The following is a 20928-nucleotide window of genomic DNA, read 5'->3' as shown; positions in this document are numbered from 1 at the left end:
GCTGACAAGATTCGGTGTCACTTTGCTTCACCCGAAAACCGGCTGAGGTAATCCAGATACTCCTTGCGCGTCAGCCCAGGATAGCGCCGTCTTAGGAGTTGGAATTTATTTACCAAGCGTCGAGATATCTCTCCGCCGTGCTCTCTCCGGACAACAAGCTCGCGGTCCAGATTCTCTACGAGTTCGGTGTAGGCTTCATGTAGCTCAGCTGCAACTGACGGGCTAGTGCTCTTCTTCAGATCCGGAAATTCAAAGCACGGTCTCTCATGAGATAGCGTGCAAGGCGTAAGGCCAACTGCGTCGAGGAAATCAAGAAATTCCTTATGCAAAGCAGGGTAAGCGTTGTTCATTTCCGAGAGGTCGAGGTTCTCGAAAACTTCACGGATGTTGCTTCGGCTGTGCAGGCTTGGGTCATAAGGGATGCGGAGGTATTCGCAAGTTTCCCTGGCCCTGGAATCCGGATTGGTCACGATGGCGGGGACGCCGCTATTGATCGACAGGATTCCGGAGTGAAGCCGGGTTCCAATCGTGAGGCAATGGTCGTTGCTTTTGAAGAACGTGGCCCATCGGCTGTAATCAGAGAAAAATTCCAGTCGTCCAGCCATGGCCTTGGCCAATAGTTGGAAGGACGTGGGTATTTCATCGAGATTGAAAGGTTGCGCTGTGATGTTGAGGGTCGATGGCAGTGCTTTTTCAAGGTAGAGTAAGTTGATGAAATACAATTCATCCTGCAGCAGATGGGATGTCCGCGGCAGCCCGGAATTGAAGAATGTGGCCGTAGTGACGACCTTATCCGCATTCCATGGTTTTTTGTGCAGAGTCCGGATAGGTCCGTTCTCGAAGTAGCTCGGGCATCCAATTACCTTGACGTTCTTTATGTCGAGGCTATTCAAGATCTCGGCGGAATAATATCCGCGAACACCAATCAACTTGGACTTTTCGGAAAGAAGGGAGAAAAAACGCTTCTGATTGGGGCTTAAGCGCTTGGCCAAGCCCGGGTCGTAGCCGTTGAATGAGTTCGCGCAAAGGCTCACCGGTACAACCGGGATCATGATTTTTTCGAGAAAGTGCGTAATTCGCTCAATGGGAAGGCCCGAGAAGTCCTCCCGGATGTCATCCTTCATGGTCCAGACGAGATGCGAGTACTTTGCATTGATCTCTTCTGCAAGTTGATCGGATAGCGTTGCTTCCAGTGCATTGGAAATGTGGTCAAGCTTCACCGGGCGCCCAAACAGCGCCTTCAAAAAACCATAGGCGATGTAGCCGTTGCCGATGTTCTGGCCTCTGATATTGTCTTGGGACGGCCCCATGCCCTTCAGGAAATCCGAGATCTCCAGAGATTCAGGAAGGGCCGAGTTGAAAAGGAAAATCTTGCTTGGGTCAGTCATCGATCCGCTCATTTTTAAGGCAGAGCGTTAATAAAAATAAAGGCAGGTATCCCAGCGATCTGGCGTGTGATGGCGTAGGCCGATCCTGTAATCCGGGTTCAGAGATAGGGCGAAATCGCTTAGATCCAGCAGGTCGGTAGCCCTGTGATAGGCAGAGATCGCCATTTTGGGTTTGCACTGAGCAATCGCACCCTGCGCGCCTTTCAGTGCCGAAAGTTCCGAGCCCTCTATGTCCATCTTGATGAAGGTGGGTGCATCGTCGATGACATCATCGATGGGGAATATATCGATGATGTCCGCCGGTTCGAAAACTTCACTTGAAGGCTTGACGAAGCCACCGTGGCCGCCCTCGTGGTTGAACGGAACCCTGTCTCGTACTTCGCCTACGCCGCAGCCGTGCAGACTGATTCTCGACGCCAGAGATGTGCCTTCGTAGCGGCGTAACACGTTCGTAAGTGTGCCGATGTTGATCCGATCTGGTTCAATCATCCACGAACGCGAAAATTGTCCCTTGGTAACACCAATCAGGCCTGCGAGTGACTCGCCGATTGAGGCGCCGCAATCAACCATCTTTTCCGTGCTGCCAAATTGCAGAAGGCCGGAGCGGAAGTACAAAGTGGTGTAGGGGCGCTCGATTTCGTGGTAGTACTCAGGGTCACAGGTCAGGTGGAAGTTGAGGACAGAGAACAGGGTTTGTGCCGAGTAGGCATCGGAAAAGCGGTTTGCCAAGCGCTGAAACCTGGGAACGTTACGCACGATCTCCCGTCCCCAGTCGTCCACCCGGAAATCTACACGCCCCTGTAGACCGAAAGCGCGAACAGCCTGTTCAAAGTTGATATGAGCAATCCCGTGCTGCCTGCAGACCTGGTCAAAAAATCGCTTGGGTCCATCGTATCGGCAGGTGTTGAGGGCGATGGTGTCGCCAGACTTAGCCAGTTCAATGAATTTGTCCGTCGAGATAATGGGAGTGCCGTAATATAGTGCACCAGAGTGATAGCGGAAGTCGTCAACCGAGGCGATCACATTGCAATGCCGCTCCTGTTTCAGGTTCAGCAAATGCGAGCCGAACCCCTGAGTTCCTAAAACAATCACCTTGACTTCGTCGCCAAATTTGGCAATGAGATGGCGAACGTCCTCGGGAATACCAAACATCGGATCACTAGTCAGGCCCTCAGCTGCAACCTGAAACGTTTCTTCCATTGCCTGCGGGTCTATATCTAGTTTGAATTGAATGCCGGTTTGCATGATTTGTCCCTGGCTTAAATTCCATAAACATGGATTGGAGTGTCGTAGCGGGCGTCGAAATAGGTTTTGGCAGGCACTTCCTCGGAATAGACACGCGGCCAGCCAAGTTCGCAGCTTCGTCCGACCTTGACGCCCCCGCGCACGATGACGCCGGTCCGCAGAACGCTATTGCCGCCGATCTCCACACCCGCGCCGATTTGCACACCATTCTCTATCCAGCATGAAGATTTAACGCGGCATGCGGGTCCGAGGTGCGTGCCGGCATGGATGACGGTGTTATAGTCGATCCTGCACCTGTGCCCAACGACAGCATTGGCGCTCACGAATGCGTTGAGCCCAATGGCCGTGTCAGCGCCGATGGCTGCGCTGGAGTGGATGAACGGCTCCAGCTTGAAGCCACGCTCCATCGCTGCCTGCATCAGTTCCATGCGCTTGAAGTTGCCGAAGCGTTCGTCGAACGCCACGAACATGGCCCCGTCGGTGGGATTCAGTCCATCCAGCACGCCAAGATCGAATTCGTGTTCGGAGTCTTGTGGCACCTCGATCCTGATGACGTTCTCTTCCCGACGCGCCTGCTTCCAAGCATGAAAGGCCAGGTCGAGGTATTCGCTGCTCCCGATGATCCACCTAGATTTCATGTTCGGTTTCCATCAGGGTTTCATACCAGCGTTCGACCAGGCGATTCATGGATTCGTAGACGCCCTGGGTGGGCAGCGGAGCGTCTGTGTGCAATGCGGCCTGCACCCGCTCCATGATGTCCACGTCCTCGCCCACCACCGTTTTGCTGCCGTGCATTTGTGCCAGTAACACCTGGCCGGAAAACCCATAAGGCCGCTTCTTGCGTGCGCTGAACCAATAGATTTCCAAGTCGGTCCTGTCCGGCGCGATCGGGATGTGGTGTTCCAGCGTGAAGGAGTAGCCGCCGTTCGCACTTGCGATATGCAAGTTCGGGAAAGCCAACCAGTTGAAGTAGGCATCCTGATTGCCCCAGCGTTCCACTTTATCGTGCCAGCCGAAGTGCTTAAGGTTGGGGATGGTGGCTTCCGGGCCGCCGAAACTGAAGCGGCGCATCTCGCGCCTCAGCGCTGCGGGCGATGTATCCTGCAAGGTCTCCATGGACTCCTTGGCTTGTTCCTCGTTTACCTGTGGAGTGAAGTTGACGCTTTTGGCCAAGGTTTTGGGGTGAACAAAGCGCGGGTGGTTGGCGTCCCGCAGATTCTCGTAGGCCAGCTTCCAGTTGTACCGGCCATGCCATGTGGTCACCATGACCTCGGTGTCATAGGCGTTGGAGCTGCTTTCCAGCAAGGCGATGAAGTCTGCCGAAAACTGCTCCTCGATTGGCATTGGGTTGGGATCGAGGTTGACAAACAGCAGGTTGCCGATGGCGCGCAGTGAGAATTCGCGCAGCTTCAAGTTGGCCTTTTCACTATTGTCCAGGTGGTAGATCGCATCGCAGTCCGGGATGTTCTTTACCCGGCCTTGTTCGTCGTAACTCCACGCGTGGTAGGGGCACACCAAAGGCCGGCAACCGATAGTACCGGTTTGAATCAGTGCACTGCGGTGGAGGCAGACGTTCTCAAACGCACGGATTTGCCCGTTGAAGTTTTGGATCACCAGAGGAACACCCGCGATCTTGCGTGTGATAAAGCAATTGTGATCCTTCAGCAGCGTCTTAAGCCCTGCGAACAACCACACCTTGCGGAAGATCTTGCGCCGCTCGCGATCAAAGATTTCCTGCGACAAGTAATAGTTGGGGTGCATCCTGGATCGCATGGATCAGTCCATCGTCATGTTCTTGTGGAATACGATCTTGGCCGGATTGCCGAACACGGTGGCGCCCGCTGGCACATCCTTGAGCACGACTGCACCGGTGCCGACGACGGCGTGCTCACCTACCTTGATACCGGGCACCAGGGTGGCACGCGGGTGCACGACTGCGAAGTCGCCTATCTGCACGCCGCCGCCCATGAAAACCTGTGCGCCCACATGAGCATAATTGCCAATGCGAACATCGTGTCCAATCACCGACCAAGTGAGCAGATTTGCAAAATCCCCGATCCACACATCGGGCCCAACGTGGACCTGGTTGCCGAGAAAGCAACCTGTGCCTAGACGCACGCGGCGACTGAGGTGCGCCTCGGTGCAGATCGGGATGAACGAGGCCCCCTTCGCAAGCAGCGGCTGAATGTACTTCCGCCGTTCCAATGGGTCGCCTTGCGCGCAGACAAAAGCCTCGTTGCCACGCGGCACGTATGTCAAAGGGTCGCCGACGATGGGTACCCCAGTATCGAAGCCATCGAGAATATGCTCGCGGCTGTCCAGGAATCCGGTGACTTCCCATTCCTTGCCATGTGCAATATCACCTTGCATTTGCTCCAGGACCTCGCGGCCCCAGCCGCCCGCGCCGACGATGAGCACGGAATAGGTCACAGGACAGCCCCACCGTCCATTACCAAACTGGTCCCGGTTACCCAGCGGCTGGCATCGGACAATAGATAGATTGCAGCGTTTGCCACGTCCTCCGGGGTACCTAATCCGAGCGGATGGCGTTTTCGCTGTGCTTCTAGATGGGTTGCGTCCCAGATGGGCGTCACGACTGCAGAGGGAGACATGCCATTGACCCGAATCTTGCGTTTGGCCTGCTCCATGGACAGGCAACGGATGATGCCGAGCAGGGCTGACTTCATGGCCGAATATGGTCCTACCCCAGGTGTGCCGATATGGGCCGCAGTGGAAAGCATGAAGACGATGGAACTTTGAGGCGCAAGAGCGTTGGCCTGCAACAGCCGCTGGGTGAGCATGACAGGGGCCAGGAAATTGACTGCATAGACATCGGTCATGAGCTTCTCGGTCAACTGCCTGATAGGGCTCAAGCGCTGCCTGCCAGCGCAGTGGACCAAGCCATCTAGGCTGGAAACGCCCTGTGCCAGTCGGTCACGGCCTTCGGCGTCGGTCAGGTCGGCCAGCACCTGGAGATGCCCTTGCCCCTCTAGCAGATTGTAGGTTTCCTGAAGGCGATCTGCGTCGCGTCCGGTAATGACCAAGCACGCCCCGCGTCGCGCGCAGGAAACGGCAATCTGCCTGCCGATGCCCGATGAAGCGCCTGTGACCAAAATGGTCTTGCCATCCAGTGAAAAAGCGCGTTGCGCCGCGTTACTCATGCGTAGATGTCCATCGGTACAGAAAAACCGCCATCAAGAATGAAGTGGTTGCGCGTGATCCAGCGGCTGGCATCCGAAAGATAGAACACTGCTGCATAAGCCACGTCTTCCGGCTCGCCCATGCCAAGTGGCGTCAAGTCAAACAGGCTGTCCATATTGCCGCCGCTTCCCTGCAAGCCATCCAGCAGAGGAGTGCGTACGTAACCCGGTGCGATGCAGTTGGCGCGCATGCCTTGCTTGGCCACTTCCATACCCAGCGAGCGCATCATGCCCAGCAGGGCGCTTTTGCTGGCAGCGTATGCGCTGCTCGCCAGCGGGCCGATATGTGAGGCAATTGAGGCAATAAATAAGAGCGATCCGCCCGGCGCGATCTGCTTCTTCGCCAATAGGTTTCGCGTCAGTAGCATGGGTGCGTAGGTGTTGCTTGCAAATGTCTCGTCCAGGTGCGCATGACCGATCATTCGAAAGGGAGTCAGCTTGGACATGCCAGCTGCGTGTGCCAAGCCATTGATGATGCCGCTTGCACCAACGACCCGGTCAATGCCTTCCTGTTCCGCCAAGTCCGCCACCACTTGCGTGTGGCCTTGGCCCTCCAGTTGGTTGAATGTGTCCTGCAACCGCGCGGTATTGCGCCCGGTGATGACGACGCAGGCTCCCATTTGTGAGCAAGTGATGGCAATTTGTCGACCGATACCTGACGAAGCACCAGTCACCAGGATGCGCCTGCCTTCCAGGGAAAACGGATCGCGCTCGGCGTTCATGCTTCGATCAGTGCCGGAAAGACTGCATTCTCGACGTCCACGATGGCTGTGCCCCAGGACAGGCCAATGCCGAAGCCGGCAAGCAACAGGCGGTGCCTGGCCTTGATCAGCGTGTCGTTCAGACGGACGGTCATGGTGATGGGCAGGGAAGCGCCGCTGGTATTGCCGAAGTCTCGCAGGGTCGACGGCACTTTCTCTGTAGGCAGCGCCAACTTCTTGCGGATGGTTTCGTTGATCATTTTGTTGGCCTGATGGAAAACGAAGAAATCAACGCTGTCCTTAGCTGCACCGGAATACTCAAGCAATCTTTCCACCGCTGGAGGCACTCGCTGGGTCGAGAAGCTCAATACGGCCGGGCCATCCAGAATGAGCTCACCTGGCCAGTGCAGCACACCATTTTCGTCACGTGTAGGAGAGATATGCTGAGGTCCGTAAGGCTCGCGATGTCCGCCTATGGGCAACATGATGGCCCGGTAGCCGCTGCCATCGCTGTTCAAGTCGAAATGCATTGGTGGCGCATTTTTGTCGAACTCCAGCGCCGTGGCGGTGCCCGCGTCGGAGAACAATGGGTCCAGAAGTGTGGCGGAGCGGTCGCCGACCAGCAGAAGCGCTTTTTTGATGGTGCCCGCCGCAATCATGCTGCCCACCAGGTGCAGGCCAAAGGGATAGCCGGAGCAGCCGAGATTGACATCGAAGGCGATAGCGGTCTGTGGCAATTGCAGCCGGTGCTGCATGATGATGGCCGTGGCTGGGATGGGGTAGTCGGGTGATTGCGTCACGACAATCAGTGCATCGATTTCTTCCTTGTCCCATTGCAGCTCTGCAAGCAGCTTTTCCGTGGAGATGAGCGCCAGATCGGAAAATGTCTGCCAGCTCGGGCAAATGCGACGAAACTCGATGCCGATGTTACGCACCAGACGCTCGCGCTCTGAGCGCATCTTCGGCGGACAATCGGTCAGGTTGGAAATGATCCGCTTGGGCACGCAACTCGCCATGCCCGCAAAGCGGACATTACTAAGAGTGGACAGTCCCATGGCTTTACCCCAGCAGTTTGTAGAGATCGTTTAGGGTGACGCAGTTTTTGAGATCGTCGCCGGTAATGACCTTTCCGTAATCCACGTCGAACATGACGATTACCCCCAACGCTGAGAGCGAATCCCACTCAGGCAAGTCGGCCAGCGCGGTGTCCATGGTGACCTCCACCGGCTCCTGGAAGTCGGTGGCGGAGAGGAAGTTCTCGATAAATGTTGCCTGGGTCATGCGAGCTCGCCTGGGTGCCTGTTGTGGAGATGTGAGGTTGAAATGCAGGTGCAGCGTTGTACGGTCATGTCGCCTGTTGGCCGGCGATGAGATCGGCGATGGTATCGACCTGATCGCGACTCAAGCCAGGAAAAATCGGCAGGCACAACACCTGCGCCGCCACTGAGCGCGCCACCGGCAACCATGCCGGCGCCGACGAGGGCAGAGCACGGTACATCGGGAAGTCGCTGATCAACGGATAGAAATAGCGCCGCACCAGAATGCCGTGCTCGCGCATCAATTGGTACAGCGCATCGCGCGACAGAGGGTACTCGTCCTGCACCAGTACCGGGAAATACGCATAATTGGGGCGGGAATGTGCCGGCCGCGCAACGCAGCGGATGCCGCGCACATCGCTCAACCGTTGGCGGTATTGCGCATCGATGGCGCTGCGCTGGGCGATGGCGTCGTCGATGTGCTGCAGCTGCAGCAGGCCGAACGCCGCGCTGATCTCGTTCATCTTGCCATTGATGCCCGGTGCCACCACCGTGGTTTCGTCGACGAAGCCGAAGTTCTTCAGATGCCCGATGCGCTGGTAGCTCCTTTCGTCGGGACAGACGATCGCGCCGCCTTCGAAGGTATTGAAGACCTTGGTCGCATGGAAGCTCAACACGCTCAGGTCGCCATGGCGCAGGATCGAGCCGCCGTCGTCGCGCACACCGAATGCATGCGCAGCGTCGTAGATGACCTTGAGGTTGTAGATGTCGGCGATACGCGTGATGGCTGTCGTATCGCAGGCAGTGCCGTAGCAATGCACCGGCATGATCGCGGTGGTCTGCGGGGTGATGGCCGCTTCGATCTTCGAAGGGTCCATGTTGAGCGTCACCGGGTCGATGTCCACGAACACCGGCTTGATGCTTTTCCACAACAGCGAATGCGCGGTGGCAACGAACGAGTAGGGCGTGGTGATCACTTCACCGGTGATGCGCAGCGCCTGCAGCGCGGTGATCAGGGCGGTAGTGCCGTTGGTCAGCAATGCCAGGTGCGGCACCCCCAGGTACTCGCACAGTGCGCGTTCGAGTGCATGGTGCATCTCGCCACCGTTGCTGACGATGCGGCTGGTCCAGATCCGCTCCAGATAGGGCAGAAATTCTTCCAGCGGCGGCAGCAGCGGACTGGTGACGGGGATGGGCATCAATGCCTCGGCAAGTGCTGGTGAAGGTCGGGATTCCGTCGCAGCCGGCGGCTGCGAACGGAGTGATCCTGCTAAAGCAAGCGCTATGCCAGCGAGCGGAACCCGAGCGCGTGCTGGCTCAGTTGGCCAGCTCGGTCTGCTCGCGATCGATGCCGTACTTGCGCAGCTTCTCCACCAACGTGGTGCGGCGCAGGCCCAGCAGCTGAGCGGCATGCGCCACCACGCCCTGCGTGCGTTCCAATGCTTCGTTGATCAACGCCAACTCGATATTGGCCATATGCCCACGCAGATCGATGCCGTCGTCCGGCAGGCTGGACGTCGCCGCCGGCTCGGCATCGGCGGTCTTCGGTTGCAGCGTCACCACATTGCTCGGCAGTGCGCTGACCTCCACCGGTGCGGCCACCAACTCCGGCTCCGGCGGCAGCTCGACCGGAATGGCGGAAGCGAAATCGCCGCGATAACGCGCCGGCAGATCCTGCACCCGCACCAGCCCGCCGGGATGCAGCACCGCCAGGCGCTCGACCAGGTTGGTCAGCTCGCGCACATTGCCCGGCCAATCGTAACTGCGCAGCGCCTGCAGGGCCTCGTCGGCAAAGCGCACTTCGCCGCGACCGGTGCGTGCCAGCTGGCCCGCAATGGTCTGTACCAGCATGGCCAGATCGTCCACGCGCTCGCGCAGTGCCGGCATTTCGATCGGAAACACATTCAGGCGATAGAACAGGTCCTCGCGGAACTGGCCATCGCTGATGCGCGATTCCAGATTGCGGTGGGTCGCGGCGATCACGCGCACGTTGCAGCGGATGGTCTGCCCGCCGCCAACGCGCTCGAAGCTGCGCTCCTGCAGCACGCGCAGCAGCTTGACCTGCATCGGCAGGCTCATATCGCCAATCTCGTCCAGCAGCAGCGTGCCGCCCTCGGCCATCTCGAAGCGACCCTTGCGGGTGGTCAGCGCGCCGGTGAAGGCGCCTTTTTCGTGGCCGAACAGTTCGCTTTCCAGCAGATCCGGCGGGATCGCGCCGCAATTGATCGCGACGAACGGCCCGTCGCGCCGCGGCGAATGCTGGTGGATGGCGCGCGCCACGACTTCCTTGCCGGTGCCGGATTCGCCCAGCACCAGCACGGTGGTGTCGAACGCGGCCACCTGGTCGATCAGCCGGCGCAGGCGGGTCACTGCCTCGCTGTTGCCGGTTGGGCCGGAGTCCTGCTGCACACCGGCCTGGTGCTCGGCGTCCAGCCGCTTGAGGCTGGCACGGCGCAGCAACGCTTCCAGCTGCGCATGCCGCAGGGGAGTGTCCAACGCCCACACATTGGCTTCGTGCAGGCCGTGGGATTGCGCAAACGCGCTCGGGCTGCCCTCCATCAGCAGTACCGGTGGCGGCAGCTTGGCATCGGCCAGCCAGTCGAAGAATTTGTCGGCCTGTGCGGCGTCCTGCGCCGAGCCCACCATCACCGCCATCCACTCATCGTGGCGGTGACGGCCAGGATTGATGTCGGCGCCGTCGGTGACCCAGCGGGGATTGAAGTCCATGAACTCGAGCAGCGACACGGTGCGCTCGGCGCGCACGGCGTCACTGTCGATCAACAGAATGCGGGACTCACTCATTCCTGGCTCCTTCCGTCAGGCCCTCCAGGATTGGCATGACTTCCTGGATATAGGACAGCTTGCTGACAAAATTGTCAGCACCCGCGCGAAGAGCGTGTTCACGATGCTCGGCATCATCGAAGTGGCTCGCGATGACAATATACGGCGGATCGTCCTGCGTCTTGATCAGACGCGTGGCCTGCAGGCCGCCCATCTCCGGCATGGCCAGGTCCATCAGCACGACATTGGGGCGCAGCGACTCAGAGCGCTCGATCGCTTCCAGCCCATTGGCGGCACTGCCCACGATATTGAGCCAATCGACCTTGCGAAAATGACGCATCGCAGCGTTGATGAAGCCCTCGTGGTCGTCGACCAGCAGCACGGTGAGTTTGCTCATAGTAGTCCTTATCCTGCCCGGGCAAGCAGCGGTTTAGTGGTGCGGCGGCGCTCGCGTGCCGGTGCGATATCAAGTTGTTCGCGGTACTTGGCCACGGTGCGGCGCGCAATGTTAACGCCTTGCCGCGACAGCAAGCCGGCAATCGCCTCGTCGGCCAGCGGCCGGCCGGCCGGCTCGCTCTCGATCAAGCGGCGCACCATCGCCTTGACGGCCTGGCCGGAGACGCTGGCGCCTTCCAGCCGCACCGCGAAGAAGTGCTTGAGCTCGAAAGTGCCGCGTGGAGTCTGGATGTATTTGCCGGTGGTGATGCGCGAAATGGTCGACTCGTGCATGCCGATCTCGTCGGCGATTTCCTTCAGCGTCAGCGGTGCCATCGCTTCTTCGCCACGCGCCAGGAAGGCGGCCTGGCGTTCGACGATGGCACGCGTGGCGCGCAGCAGGGTCTCATAGCGCATCGACAGCCCGCGGGTCAGCCAGCGCGCTTCCTGCAGCATGTCGCGCAACGGCTGCGCGGTCTCGCCGGCGTCGGCCAGCGCGCGTTCGTGCACCGGGTTGATGCTGACGCGATGGGTGGTGGCCGGGTTGAGTGCGACGCGCCAGCTGTCGTCGGCATGCCAGGCGAGCACATCCGGGATCACGCTGGCATTGCTCTCCTGCAGCAGGTCGTCGCCGGGGCGCGGTTGCAGCGACAGGATCAGCCGCACCGCTTCGCGGACATCGTCCACTTCGGCATCGTGCGCGCGCGCCAGCAGCGTGTAGTCGTGCGCGGCCAGCAGCTCCAGATCGCCGTCGAGGATGCGCGCAGCCAGGTGGCGCGCCGGCACGCGGCCGGGCAGGGCGCTCAACTGGGCCTGCAGGCACTCGCGCAGGTCGCAGGCGGCCAGACCGGCCGGGTCGCCGTGCAGCAACCGCTGCCGGATCGCTTCGACCGCCTGCACGGTCATGCCCAGACGGGTGGCGCCCAGCTGTTGCAGCGTCGACAGCGCTTCGGTCAGATAACCGGCGTCGTCGGTCTGCTCCAGCCAGAACGCAGCGGCCCCCAATGCCGCCTCGTCCAGGTCCAGCGCCAGCTCGCGCAGGATGCGCACATGCGGGTCGGTCGACTCGCCGGCGGCCACGCGCTGCATGCGATCGTCGTCCCCATCGTTCCAACTGCCGCCCTGCACGTCCCACATCGTGCTTTCCGGCAGCTCGTCGAACGCGGCGATATCGCTGGCGCCATCGTTGTTGGTGGCGGCCTGATCCCCGTTATCGGCCAGCTCTTCCAACTCCAGCAACGGATTGGTTTCCAGGGCACGACGGATTTCCAGTTCCAATTGCATGCCGTCCAATTGCAATAGACGGATCGACTGCAGCAACTGCGGGGTAAGGTGCAGTTGCTGGCCAAGCTGGGCGGAAATGGTCGTCTTCATGGAAGCGCTTCCGATGGGCGCTGCACGCAGCAGCGATGGAATGCATCTTGCAGGACAACGCGACGGGTTTCTAATCAGGGAGTCAGGTGAGGTGACTCATGATTTTCCCGACAGTTTGTCAGGAACTTCCTGACGTTGCCGGCGGGCTCAAGCGTGCCCGCCGGAATCCCGTCACTGTTTTCAGCGTCGCTGGCCCACGCTTGCCCGGATGGCGCGTCAGACCAACTCGTTGTGATGTTTGGCGGCCAGCAGCACCAGATCGTTGGCGCGACGGCATCCGAGCGATTCCATCATGCGGGCGCGGTGGGTTTCCACGGTCTTGACGCTGATGCCCAAATCGGCCGCGATTTCCTTGTTGCTCTGGCCGCGGCCGATTTCGCGCAGGATCTCGCGCTGACGCGGCGACAGCGCGGCAATGCCGACCGGCTTTTCGCGGCCCAGCATCGGCGCAATCATCTTGGACGAGATCTGCGGGCTCAGGAACACCTGCCCGGCGGCGGCAGCGCGCAACGCCAATTCCAGCTCCAGCGGCGCGGCGTCCTTGACCACGAAGCCGACCGCGCCGCGATCGAGCGCATCGCGCACATGCACCGGGTCGTCGTGCATCGACATCATCACCACGTGCGTGCGCGGCGCGGCGCGCAGCACGTCGGTCATGGCATCCAGGCCGCTGCGGCCGGGCAAAGACAGGTCCATCAGCACCAGGTCGGGCCGGTGCAGGGACGTCATGTCCAGGGCTTGTTGCGCATTGCTGGCTTCGCCCACGACATCGATGCCGGCGAAGGTTTGCAACAGCCTGGACAGGCCGGCACGGACAAGGGTGTGATCGTCGACGATGATGACTCGCACGGCGCAGAAGAGACCTTTTTCAGTAAAGGGCACCTTAGCTGACCCGGCGCCCGGCGCCAACTATCGGATCAACGCTGGCGGCGGGCGTCGGCGATCTGACGGCGGTGCAAGCGAAACAGGTGGCGTTCCAGCGCGTCCTGCAGGCCTGGCGCGAGCGGGGCAAACCGCAGCCACAGCCAGACATCGTGGCCATCGCTCGCGTTCGCCAGGACGGTAGCAGGAAGCTGTACAAGTTCAGGAAGCCAGTCGGACGGCTGCAGGCAAACGGCGCCGGTTGTGCCGGGCGGGTGACTGGTTGCGCAACTCAGGCGGATCCCGCGCACCGACCAGTGCACCATTCCCTGGCTCAGACCGCTGTCGCCCTGGCGCACCAGGCGGCCGATCAGCGCCAGCATCAAATCCAGTTTGGCGTCCATGCGCTGCACCAGCAGCGGCAGTTCGCCGCGGTCTTCGCTGGTTTCTTCGCTACGCAGGTCTTCAACCTGGCCGAGACTGCGCAACAGGGTTTCAGCGGCGCTGTGCGCGCCGGCATCGCTCCCGGCGCGGAAGCCGGCCGGCAACTGCAATTGGCAACTGAGCGTGTCGGCAAACAGCTCGGCATCGGCCGATGGCGCGAGTGTGCCGAGCGCGCTCATCAGATCCGTCCGACCCGCGCGTAGGCGCGGCTGGCCGACGATGAGGTGCGCTGTGCGCGGATCAGTTCCAGCAGCTTGCGCTGCCGCTCGCGCATCATCCGCATCAAGTCCTGATGCATGGTGAGCAAGGCCTGCAGCGCGTCGCGGTCCTGCTGGATGTCCACCTGCTGCGCGTATTCGCGCAGGTGCAGGTCGTGGTTGTCCAGCATTTGCGGCATCGCCTCGAACTCCTCTTGCGCCATGGCCAGGCGGAGGTCGGCGATTTCTGCTTGAAGGCTTTGCACGCTATGCATGGCAGGACTCACGAAACGGCGGAAAGGCCGCGTTGTTCGAGGGGGATGGAGTTCCACGCCGAGTCGATTTCGCTGAGCAACCCCAGCGCTTCGGTCAACGCGGTCTCGTCGTTGTGCAGGTTGGCCGCGGTCAGCCGCTGCATCACGTAGTCGTACAGGGCCGAGAGGTTACCAGCGATCTCGCCACCGGCTTCGTGATCGAGCGAGCCGTTCAAGTGACCGACGATCGCGCAAGCCTCGCCGATGGCCTTGCCCTTGCGCGCCTGGTCGCCCTGCGCCAGGCAGGCCTGGGCCAGACGGATGCGTTGGCAAGCACCGGCAAACAGCAGCGAGACCAGCTTGTGCGGATCGGCTTCGGTCACGCTGGTGGACACGCCGACCTTGCGATATTGCTCGGCATACTGACGATTGGAACCGTACATGGATGACTCCTCAATGGGCTGACCTTCGCTGGTCCCGGAGCGCTGCGCTCCTGCGACGACGCTCCTGCCGGAAGGCAAGGCCGAAATCACGATAGGCCTTACTTGTATCGGCAATATCCTGACAGGACTTGAGGATCGTCATCACGGAAATCAGCTTGTCAGCAGGCCGCTGAGCGAGCTGGTGCTGCCTTGCAACTTGCTGATCATGGCGTCCATCGCGGCGAACTGCGCGGTGTAGCGGTCGCTGAGTTTTTCCATGCGCGCATCGAGATCGTCCAGGTCCGATTCGTAGCCCTTGATGGTCTTGTTCAAACTGTCCGAGCGCAGGGTCAGCGTGCCGTTGGTCGCATTGACGTTGCTGTCCAGCAGCTTGGTCAGGTTGCCACCGAACTTGCTGTCCTTGCCGAACACCTCGGCCGCGGCGCCGCCGTCCGAGGCGATGGCGGTGTCGAACTTGCTACCGTCGAAACTCATTACGCCATCCTTGTCGATGGTCAGGCCGACCGCCTTGAGTTCGTTGACGTTGCCGCTGACCTGGCCGCGCAGCTGTTGTTGCAGGCTGCGCACCAGCGAATCGCCGGTCAGCGCCGAGGCAGTCTTGGTGGTGGCATCGTAGCTGCTGCTCTTGGCCAGCAGCGTGTTAGCGGTGTTGTAGGCCGCGGCGAAGGCGGTGAGGTTGCCCTTGAGGCCGCTGGTGTCGGCGGCCACGCCCAGATTGAACTTGGTGCCTTCAGCGGCCTTCGTCAGGGTCAGCACCACGCCGGGCACGATGTCGCTGACGGTGTTGGAGCTGGACGTGCGCTCGAAACCGTCCACGCGTACCAGCGCGTCGGCGGCGGCGACGGTCTGATTCAGCCCGCCGGTGACGCCGGGGCCGTAGGTCAGGCTGCTCAGGCTGGGGTCGCTGGCGCTGATGGTCAGTGCGCCCTTGGTGCCGGAATCGACCGCATTGAAGACCAGGTGCTGGCCATCGTTGGCGGTGACCACGCTGGCAGTCACGCCCTTGCCGCCGGCAGCCTTGTTGATGGCCGCAGCGATGTCGGTGAGCTTGTCGGTGCCACTGATGTCCACGGTGACGCTCTGATCGCCATAGCCGATCGTCAGCGTGCCGCTACCCACGGTGGCATCGGCAGCGAATGCACGGGAGGCCAGTTTCTGCGAGGTCGCCAGCGAGACCACTTCCACCGAATAGTTGCCCGGCGCCGCCGAGCTGGTGGTGGTGGCGGTGAAACCGGCATCGGTCGGCACCGTGGCCTTGTACGCGTTGGTGTCGGCGCTGCTGATCACCTTGTCCAGCGCAGACTTGAGCGTGGTCATGCTGCTCTTGATCTGGCTGATCGCCGACAACTGCGTGGTCGCGGCGGTGCCGGCCTTGTTGATGCGTGCCTGCTCGGGGTCTCTCTGCCGGGACACCAGGGTGGACACCACGGTAGGGATGTCCAGTCCGGAGGCGGAAGTGCTGATCACCGATGCCATCTTGCATTCCTCGTCTGGGCGCCCGAAACAGACGGACGCATGGGATTACGTGACGGGTATCGGCCGCATCCGCGAGGACTTTAGCGGCGGCGAGGGGTCACGCGCACGACGGCTATCGATGCAAGTTCCATGCCCGTGGTGGCCGGCGGCGCGCGTCAATAAACCGTCCATGGCTGGCGTGGACGGGCTGCGGCCACAAAAAAAGCCCCTCCGAAGAGGGGCTTTGGACTTGCTGCGGAGCACTGCCGCGTTGCGGCGGCAGGTGGCTGCCAGTTACTGCAGCAGGCTCAGCACGTTCTGCGGAACCGACTTGGCCTGGGCCAGCATCGCGGTACCGGCCTGCTGCAGGATCTGCGTGCGGGTCAGTTCGGCGGTGGTCTTGGCATAGTCGGTATCGGCGATCCGGCTGCGTGAGGCCGACAGGTTTTCCGAGGTTGCGCTCAGGTTGGCGATGGTGGAGGTGAAGCGGTTCTGCACCGCACCCATGTCGGCGCGCGAGGAGTTGACCGTGGTCAGCGCCTTGTCCACGATTTCCAGTGCTTTCTGTGCGCCCGAGAACGTGGAGATATCCAGGCTGCCCAAGGTCGAAGCGGTGGAGCCGGAAGCGGCCGAAGCGGTGGTGATGCCGGCGCCGACGGTGATGCCAGCGGCGCTGGAGGTGCCGGCCGACAGCGAGGTGAAGTCCTGGCCAGCTTTCAGCGATTCGATCTGCACCGAGCCGTCGCTCTTGATCGAGGCGTACATGCCGGTCTGGTCGAGCTTGTCGTTGATCGCCGAGGCAACCTTTTTGTTGACGTCGGCAGCGGTGTCGCCGGCAGCGACCTTGACGTCGGCAATGGTGATGCTCTTGGCCGAACCGCTGGCGTCCTTGAACGACAGGCTGATGCCGCTGACAGAACCGGAGGCGGTGGCGGTGCCGCTCACGCCGGCGCCGGAAACGGCGGCAGCGAAGTTGGCCTTGCCCAGCGAATCGATGTTGGCGTCGGCGATGCTGTTGATGCCGATGGTCTGGCCGGCGTCGGCGCCGACCTGGAACAGCGCGCCGGAGAACGAGCCGTCCAGCAGCTTGGTGCCGTTGAAGCTTGTCTGATTGGCGACGCGGTCGATTTCCGCGGTCAGCTGCTTGACTTCGGAATTCAGGGCCTCGCGGTCGGTGGACGAGTTAGTTGCATTTGCCGACTGCACCGACAGCTCGCGGATACGCTGCAGATTGTTGCCGATTTCCTGCATCGCGCCTTCGGCGGTCTGGGACAGCGAGATGCCGTCGTTGGCGTTGCGCGAGGCAACGTCCAGGCCGCGGATCTGGGTCGTGAAGCGCTCGGCGATTGCGCCGCCGGCTGCGTCTACGGCAAAGCTGGTGATGCGCTTGCCAGACGAGAGCTGCTGGATGCTCAGCGCCAAGCTGGAGCTGTTGGTGTTGAGGTTCCGCTGAGCGTTCAGCGACATTACGTTGGTGTTGATTACCTGTGCCATTTTGATTTCTCCTAAGCGATTTTTCCGGCAAGGGGGACTTGCCTGGAGCCTCCGCAGGGGGGCCATCAAGTTGGCCGTTGCCGCTGCTGAGATGAATAACGGCGTTGCGTCGGGAACCTTTAGCGAAATTCAGTATTTTTTACTGTCGTTCTGCGTCGGGACGAAATACGTAAGCGTTGTGTATCACGGGGTTTGGTTTATTCGGCAGCACCCCGCCAATCTTTAGCGTTGGTATAAATCTTCGAAAAATAAACTCCGTCCGCCTGCGCAAGCGCTCACGCGCAGGAGCGAAGAAAACCCAGGTTTTCTGCGGCAAAATCAGCGGATGATGTTGAACAACGACGACGACTGCATCTGCTGAAAAATCGTTTGAGCGGCCTGCAACGAGGCCTTCTCGAGTTGGTACTGCCCGATCGCCGAGGCGTAATCCAGATCGCGGATCGACGACAGGCTGGTCTTGAGGGTGACTTCGTTGGATTCGAGAAATGCGTTGGCATTGTCGATGGCCGACAACTGCGCGCCGCCGGAGGCGCGCGCATCGATCATCTTCGAAGACGCCTGGGTGATGTCGCGCATCGACGACTGCAGCGTGTTGATCATCGCTGTCTTCTGTGGCGCGGTCAGCGTATCGGAGTTGAGCGCGCCGACCAGGTCGCCGATGGTGGAGAACACATCCTTGGTACCGGAGGCGCCAATCTGGAAACTGTCGCCTACCGCCGGGGCGCCGCTGATGCGCATGCGCACGCCGGCGGCGTTGATGTCTTCGCCCTCCTTGTAGGTGCCGGTGCCGACCACCGTATTGGTGCTGTCGCGCACTTCGTAGGTGTCGGCGGCGGTGAACTGCACGCTGTAACTTCCGCCGTTCCAGCTGCCGGTGCTCGCATCGCGGCTGAAATCCAGCAGCAAGCCGGTCCCCGTGTTGGCGGCGTTGGCGTGCGCATCCACGGTGCCGTCGCCGGTGCGGATGCGCATGAAGATTTCGCTGCCGGGCAGGGTGTCGCTGACGAAGGTGTCCGGCGCCACTTCGACCTGCTTCTGGGTCTGGTCGCCGTTGTAGGTGACGCCGCCATTGCTCTTGATGAAAGGCGCACTGCCATCGGCGGTGCCGCCGAACAGGTAGCGCCCGGTGCCGTCGGTGCTGTTGGCCAGGCTCACCATGCTCTCGCGCAGCGCGGTCAGTTCCGAGGCGATCGCCTTGCGGTCATCGGGGCTGAGCGAAGAATTGCTGGCCTGCACCGCCAATTCGGTGACGCGCGCCATTTTGTCGCCGGCTTGCGAGAGCGCGTTTTCCTGCAGCCCGAGCCGGTTCTGCACGTTGTTGGCGTTTTCGCCGAAGCGCGTGATCGCCGCCAGGGCGCGGTCCAGGCCGACCGCCGTGCCCGCAGCCACCGGGTCGTCCTTGGCGGTGACCAGGCGCTGCCCACTGGAGAGCTGCGATTCGAGCTGGTTCAGCCGCGACTGCTTGGCGCCCATCGAGGCGACCGACTGGCTGTACATCATGCTGGTGGAGATACGGTCGGTCATCAGCGTACGGCACCCAGGATGGCTTGGAAGACGGTGTCGGCGGTAGAGATCATCTGTGCGGCGGCCTGGTAGGCCTGCTGCAGCTTCAGCATGTTGGCGGCTTCCTCGTCGAGATTGACGCCAGAAATCGAGTCGCGGCTGGCCTGCGCCTGGTCGTTGATGACCTTCTGCGCATCGGCCGAATAGCTGGCCGCACGCGCGGCCGAACCGACCGAGGTGGTCAGACCGGAGAGCGCGCCATTGAGGGTGACCGTGCCGCCGCTGAGCGCCTTGGCATCGTCGATGTTGGCCAGCAATTTGGCATTGCCGTTGTCGCTGGAGCCTGCGCCCATCGGGCCGACGCCGAAGGTGTCGCCGGCCTTGGGCGCGCCGTCCAGCGTGAAGCTCCAGCCGTTGGCGCTGATGGTCTGGCCGGCGGTGTAGGCGAACGGGCCGGCGCCGTCGATGGTGTACTGGTTGGCGTCGATGAACTCGATCGACGAGGGGGTCAGCAGCGCGGGGTTCTGCGCATTGGTGACCTTGACGTCGCTGATCTTGCCGGTACCCAGGTTGGCGACCGTGGCGGTGGCCTTGACCGGGGTGGCGGCGGCAATCCGCGAGGGATCGGTAATGGCCACCGACAAGCTGCCGGCCAGCCCGGCGGTGGGCTGCAGCAGGAACTTGTCGCCGCTGGCCGGCGTGCCGCCCACCACCATGCTGACGCCATTGAGCACCAGCGGGTCGGCGGCGGTGCCGGTACCGGTCATCGGCACGGCAGAGCCGGTACTGGCGTTGATGGCCTTCCAGTTGGTGCCGTCGAAGCTGAGCGTGACGTTCTGGCCGTCAATGGCGCTCACGTTGCTGAAACTGGCGCTCAACGATGCGCTGCCGGTATTGCTCGGATTGGCGGCAACGGTAGGCGAACCGATATTGAAGAAGTTGCCGCCCATCGCGCCATACAAGTCCATTCCCTGGCTGTGGCCGGCATTGAAGGTGCTGGCCATGCCCACGGCCAGGCGGCCGAGTTCGGCCTGGGTCGGCTCCAGCACGCTGCTGCGAAATTCCAGCAGACCGCCGATCTGGCCGCCCAGCGAACTGGCGCTGAGGCTGACGTTCTGGCCTTGGGTCTGCATCGCCACCTGCAGCTTGGTCGGCTGATACGGGTCGGCAACGGTGACGAGTTTGGAAGAGGTGGTACCGACCACCAGCGGCTGGCCGCCGGCGGTGAAAACGTTCATGAAGCCGCCGTCCTGGATCACCGCGGTGCCGCCGGTAAAACCGACCAGCTTGCTCACCAGCGCGTCGCGCTGATCCAGCATGTCCGGCGCTGCCGCCTGGGCACTGCTGCCGATGGTGCCGTTGAGCTTGGCGATCTGCTGCGTCAAGCGGTTGACTTCGTCCACCGAGGAGGTCAACCCACTGTTGACTTCGTTGCTCAGGCTGTCCATCTGCCCGTTGAGCTGCTTGAAGCGCGTCGCCAGCGAATTGCCGCTGTCGAGCATGCTCTGGCGCTCGGCGGTGGAGGAGGCGTTGGACGATACCGCGCTGGTGGAATCGAAGAAATTCGACCACAGCCCGGCCACGTTGGTGGCGGTGTTGGAGTACAGCGCGTCGACGCGGTTGGACAGCGAGGACAGCTGCTGCAGGCGCGAGAGTTCGCCGCCGCTGTCGAGCAGGCGCGAGATGGCCAGCTGGTCGGCGACCCGGCCCACATCGGTGATCTTGGCGCCATTGCCCACGAACGCGTAGCCCATGTCGGTGGGCGTGCGCGTTGCAAATTCCACACGTTGGCGGCTATAGCCTTCGGTATTGATGTTGGCGACGTTATGGCTAACGGTCGACAACGCCCGTTGGAAGGCGATGAGCGCGCTGGTCCCGGTGGACATGATGGACATGA

The 20928-nt window shown here is 61.4% G+C and carries 21 protein-coding genes; all 21 read right to left on the bottom strand.

Annotated elements, in window-relative coordinates:
- Window positions 1–17: 17 nt before the first annotated feature.
- Window positions 18–1388 (bottom strand): polysaccharide pyruvyl transferase family protein, encoded by a 1371-nt coding sequence (locus F7R02_RS03205; protein ID WP_033483722.1) that lies wholly within the window; start codon window positions 1386–1388, stop codon window positions 18–20.
- Between the two features lie 27 nt (window positions 1389–1415).
- Window positions 1416–2633: an FkbM family methyltransferase gene (locus F7R02_RS03200; RefSeq protein WP_078590980.1), complete on the bottom strand. Its 1218-nt coding sequence runs from the start codon at window positions 2631–2633 to the stop codon at window positions 1416–1418.
- A 14-nt stretch (window positions 2634–2647) separates the two neighbouring features.
- Window positions 2648–3271 (bottom strand): LbetaH domain-containing protein, encoded by a 624-nt coding sequence (locus F7R02_RS03195; RefSeq protein ID WP_078590979.1) that lies wholly within the window; start codon window positions 3269–3271, stop codon window positions 2648–2650.
- Window positions 3261–4406, bottom strand: a complete 1146-nt coding sequence (locus F7R02_RS03190) for an aromatic ring-hydroxylating oxygenase subunit alpha (protein WP_078590978.1) — start codon at window positions 4404–4406, stop codon at window positions 3261–3263. The genes F7R02_RS03195 and F7R02_RS03190 overlap by 11 nt, the downstream gene beginning before the upstream one ends.
- A 3-nt stretch (window positions 4407–4409) precedes the next feature.
- Window positions 4410–5063 carry an acetyltransferase gene (locus F7R02_RS03185; protein WP_005914424.1) on the bottom strand — a complete coding sequence of 218 codons (654 nt, stop codon included), beginning with the start codon at window positions 5061–5063 and terminating at the stop codon, window positions 4410–4412.
- Complete coding sequence (locus F7R02_RS03180) at window positions 5060–5794, bottom strand: SDR family NAD(P)-dependent oxidoreductase (protein WP_078590977.1); 735 nt, start codon at window positions 5792–5794, stop codon at window positions 5060–5062. Before F7R02_RS03180 ends, F7R02_RS03185 begins: the two co-directional genes overlap by 4 nt.
- Window positions 5791–6555, bottom strand: coding sequence for an SDR family NAD(P)-dependent oxidoreductase (locus F7R02_RS03175; RefSeq protein ID WP_033483629.1), 765 nt, complete (start codon window positions 6553–6555; stop codon window positions 5791–5793). Before F7R02_RS03175 ends, F7R02_RS03180 begins: the two co-directional genes overlap by 4 nt.
- Window positions 6552–7589, bottom strand: coding sequence for a ketoacyl-ACP synthase III (locus tag F7R02_RS03170; RefSeq protein WP_033483627.1), 1038 nt, complete (start codon window positions 7587–7589; stop codon window positions 6552–6554). Before F7R02_RS03170 ends, F7R02_RS03175 begins: the two co-directional genes overlap by 4 nt.
- Window positions 7590–7593: 4 nt before the next feature.
- The gene (locus F7R02_RS03165) at window positions 7594–7815 is read right to left on the bottom strand and encodes an acyl carrier protein (RefSeq protein WP_003482998.1); all 222 of its coding nucleotides are present in this window, start codon (window positions 7813–7815) and stop codon (window positions 7594–7596) included.
- Between the two features lie 64 nt (window positions 7816–7879).
- Window positions 7880–8989, bottom strand: a complete 1110-nt coding sequence (locus tag F7R02_RS03160) for a DegT/DnrJ/EryC1/StrS family aminotransferase (protein ID WP_078590976.1) — start codon at window positions 8987–8989, stop codon at window positions 7880–7882.
- Window positions 8990–9107: 118 nt separating this feature from the next.
- The gene (locus F7R02_RS03155; protein ID WP_078590975.1) at window positions 9108–10592 is read right to left on the bottom strand and encodes a sigma-54 dependent transcriptional regulator; all 1485 of its coding nucleotides are present in this window, start codon (window positions 10590–10592) and stop codon (window positions 9108–9110) included.
- Window positions 10585–10968 carry a response regulator gene (locus F7R02_RS03150; protein WP_003482992.1) on the bottom strand — a complete coding sequence of 128 codons (384 nt, stop codon included), beginning with the start codon at window positions 10966–10968 and terminating at the stop codon, window positions 10585–10587. Before F7R02_RS03150 ends, F7R02_RS03155 begins: the two co-directional genes overlap by 8 nt.
- A gap of 8 nt (window positions 10969–10976) precedes the next feature.
- Entirely contained in the window at window positions 10977–12380 is a 1404-nt protein-coding gene (rpoN, locus tag F7R02_RS03145; RefSeq protein ID WP_078590974.1) for an RNA polymerase factor sigma-54, read from the bottom strand.
- A gap of 216 nt (window positions 12381–12596) precedes the next feature.
- A complete protein-coding gene (locus F7R02_RS03140; RefSeq protein WP_003482986.1) occupies window positions 12597–13229 on the bottom strand; it encodes a response regulator transcription factor in 633 nt (210 codons plus the stop codon).
- Window positions 13230–13297: 68 nt separating this feature from the next.
- A complete protein-coding gene (locus F7R02_RS03135; RefSeq protein WP_008575948.1) occupies window positions 13298–13864 on the bottom strand; it encodes a PilZ domain-containing protein in 567 nt (188 codons plus the stop codon).
- A complete protein-coding gene (locus F7R02_RS03130; protein WP_008575949.1) occupies window positions 13864–14157 on the bottom strand; it encodes a hypothetical protein in 294 nt (97 codons plus the stop codon). Before F7R02_RS03130 ends, F7R02_RS03135 begins: the two co-directional genes overlap by 1 nt.
- 8 nt (window positions 14158–14165) lie before the next feature.
- The gene (gene fliS, locus F7R02_RS03125; protein ID WP_014090121.1) at window positions 14166–14579 is read right to left on the bottom strand and encodes a flagellar export chaperone FliS; all 414 of its coding nucleotides are present in this window, start codon (window positions 14577–14579) and stop codon (window positions 14166–14168) included.
- A 150-nt stretch (window positions 14580–14729) separates the two neighbouring features.
- Window positions 14730–16055: a flagellar filament capping protein FliD gene (fliD, locus tag F7R02_RS03120; protein ID WP_039407713.1), complete on the bottom strand. Its 1326-nt coding sequence runs from the start codon at window positions 16053–16055 to the stop codon at window positions 14730–14732.
- 273 nt (window positions 16056–16328) lie between these two features.
- A complete protein-coding gene (locus F7R02_RS03115; protein ID WP_039407711.1) occupies window positions 16329–17528 on the bottom strand; it encodes a flagellin in 1200 nt (399 codons plus the stop codon).
- Between the two features lie 318 nt (window positions 17529–17846).
- Window positions 17847–19052 carry a flagellar hook-associated protein FlgL gene (gene flgL, locus F7R02_RS03110; RefSeq protein ID WP_078590973.1) on the bottom strand — a complete coding sequence of 402 codons (1206 nt, stop codon included), beginning with the start codon at window positions 19050–19052 and terminating at the stop codon, window positions 17847–17849.
- Window positions 19052–20926, bottom strand: a complete 1875-nt coding sequence (gene flgK, locus F7R02_RS03105; RefSeq protein WP_078590972.1) for a flagellar hook-associated protein FlgK — start codon at window positions 20924–20926, stop codon at window positions 19052–19054. The genes flgL and flgK overlap by 1 nt, the downstream gene beginning before the upstream one ends.
- Window positions 20927–20928: the final 2 nt, after the last annotated feature.

Origin of the sequence: Xanthomonas cissicola (assembly GCF_008801575.1) — a bacterium.
Taxonomy (GTDB): Bacteria; Pseudomonadota; Gammaproteobacteria; order Xanthomonadales; family Xanthomonadaceae; genus Xanthomonas; species Xanthomonas cissicola.
Note: the sequence above shows the minus strand (reverse complement) of the source record. Positions and strands in the feature narration are given on the sequence as shown.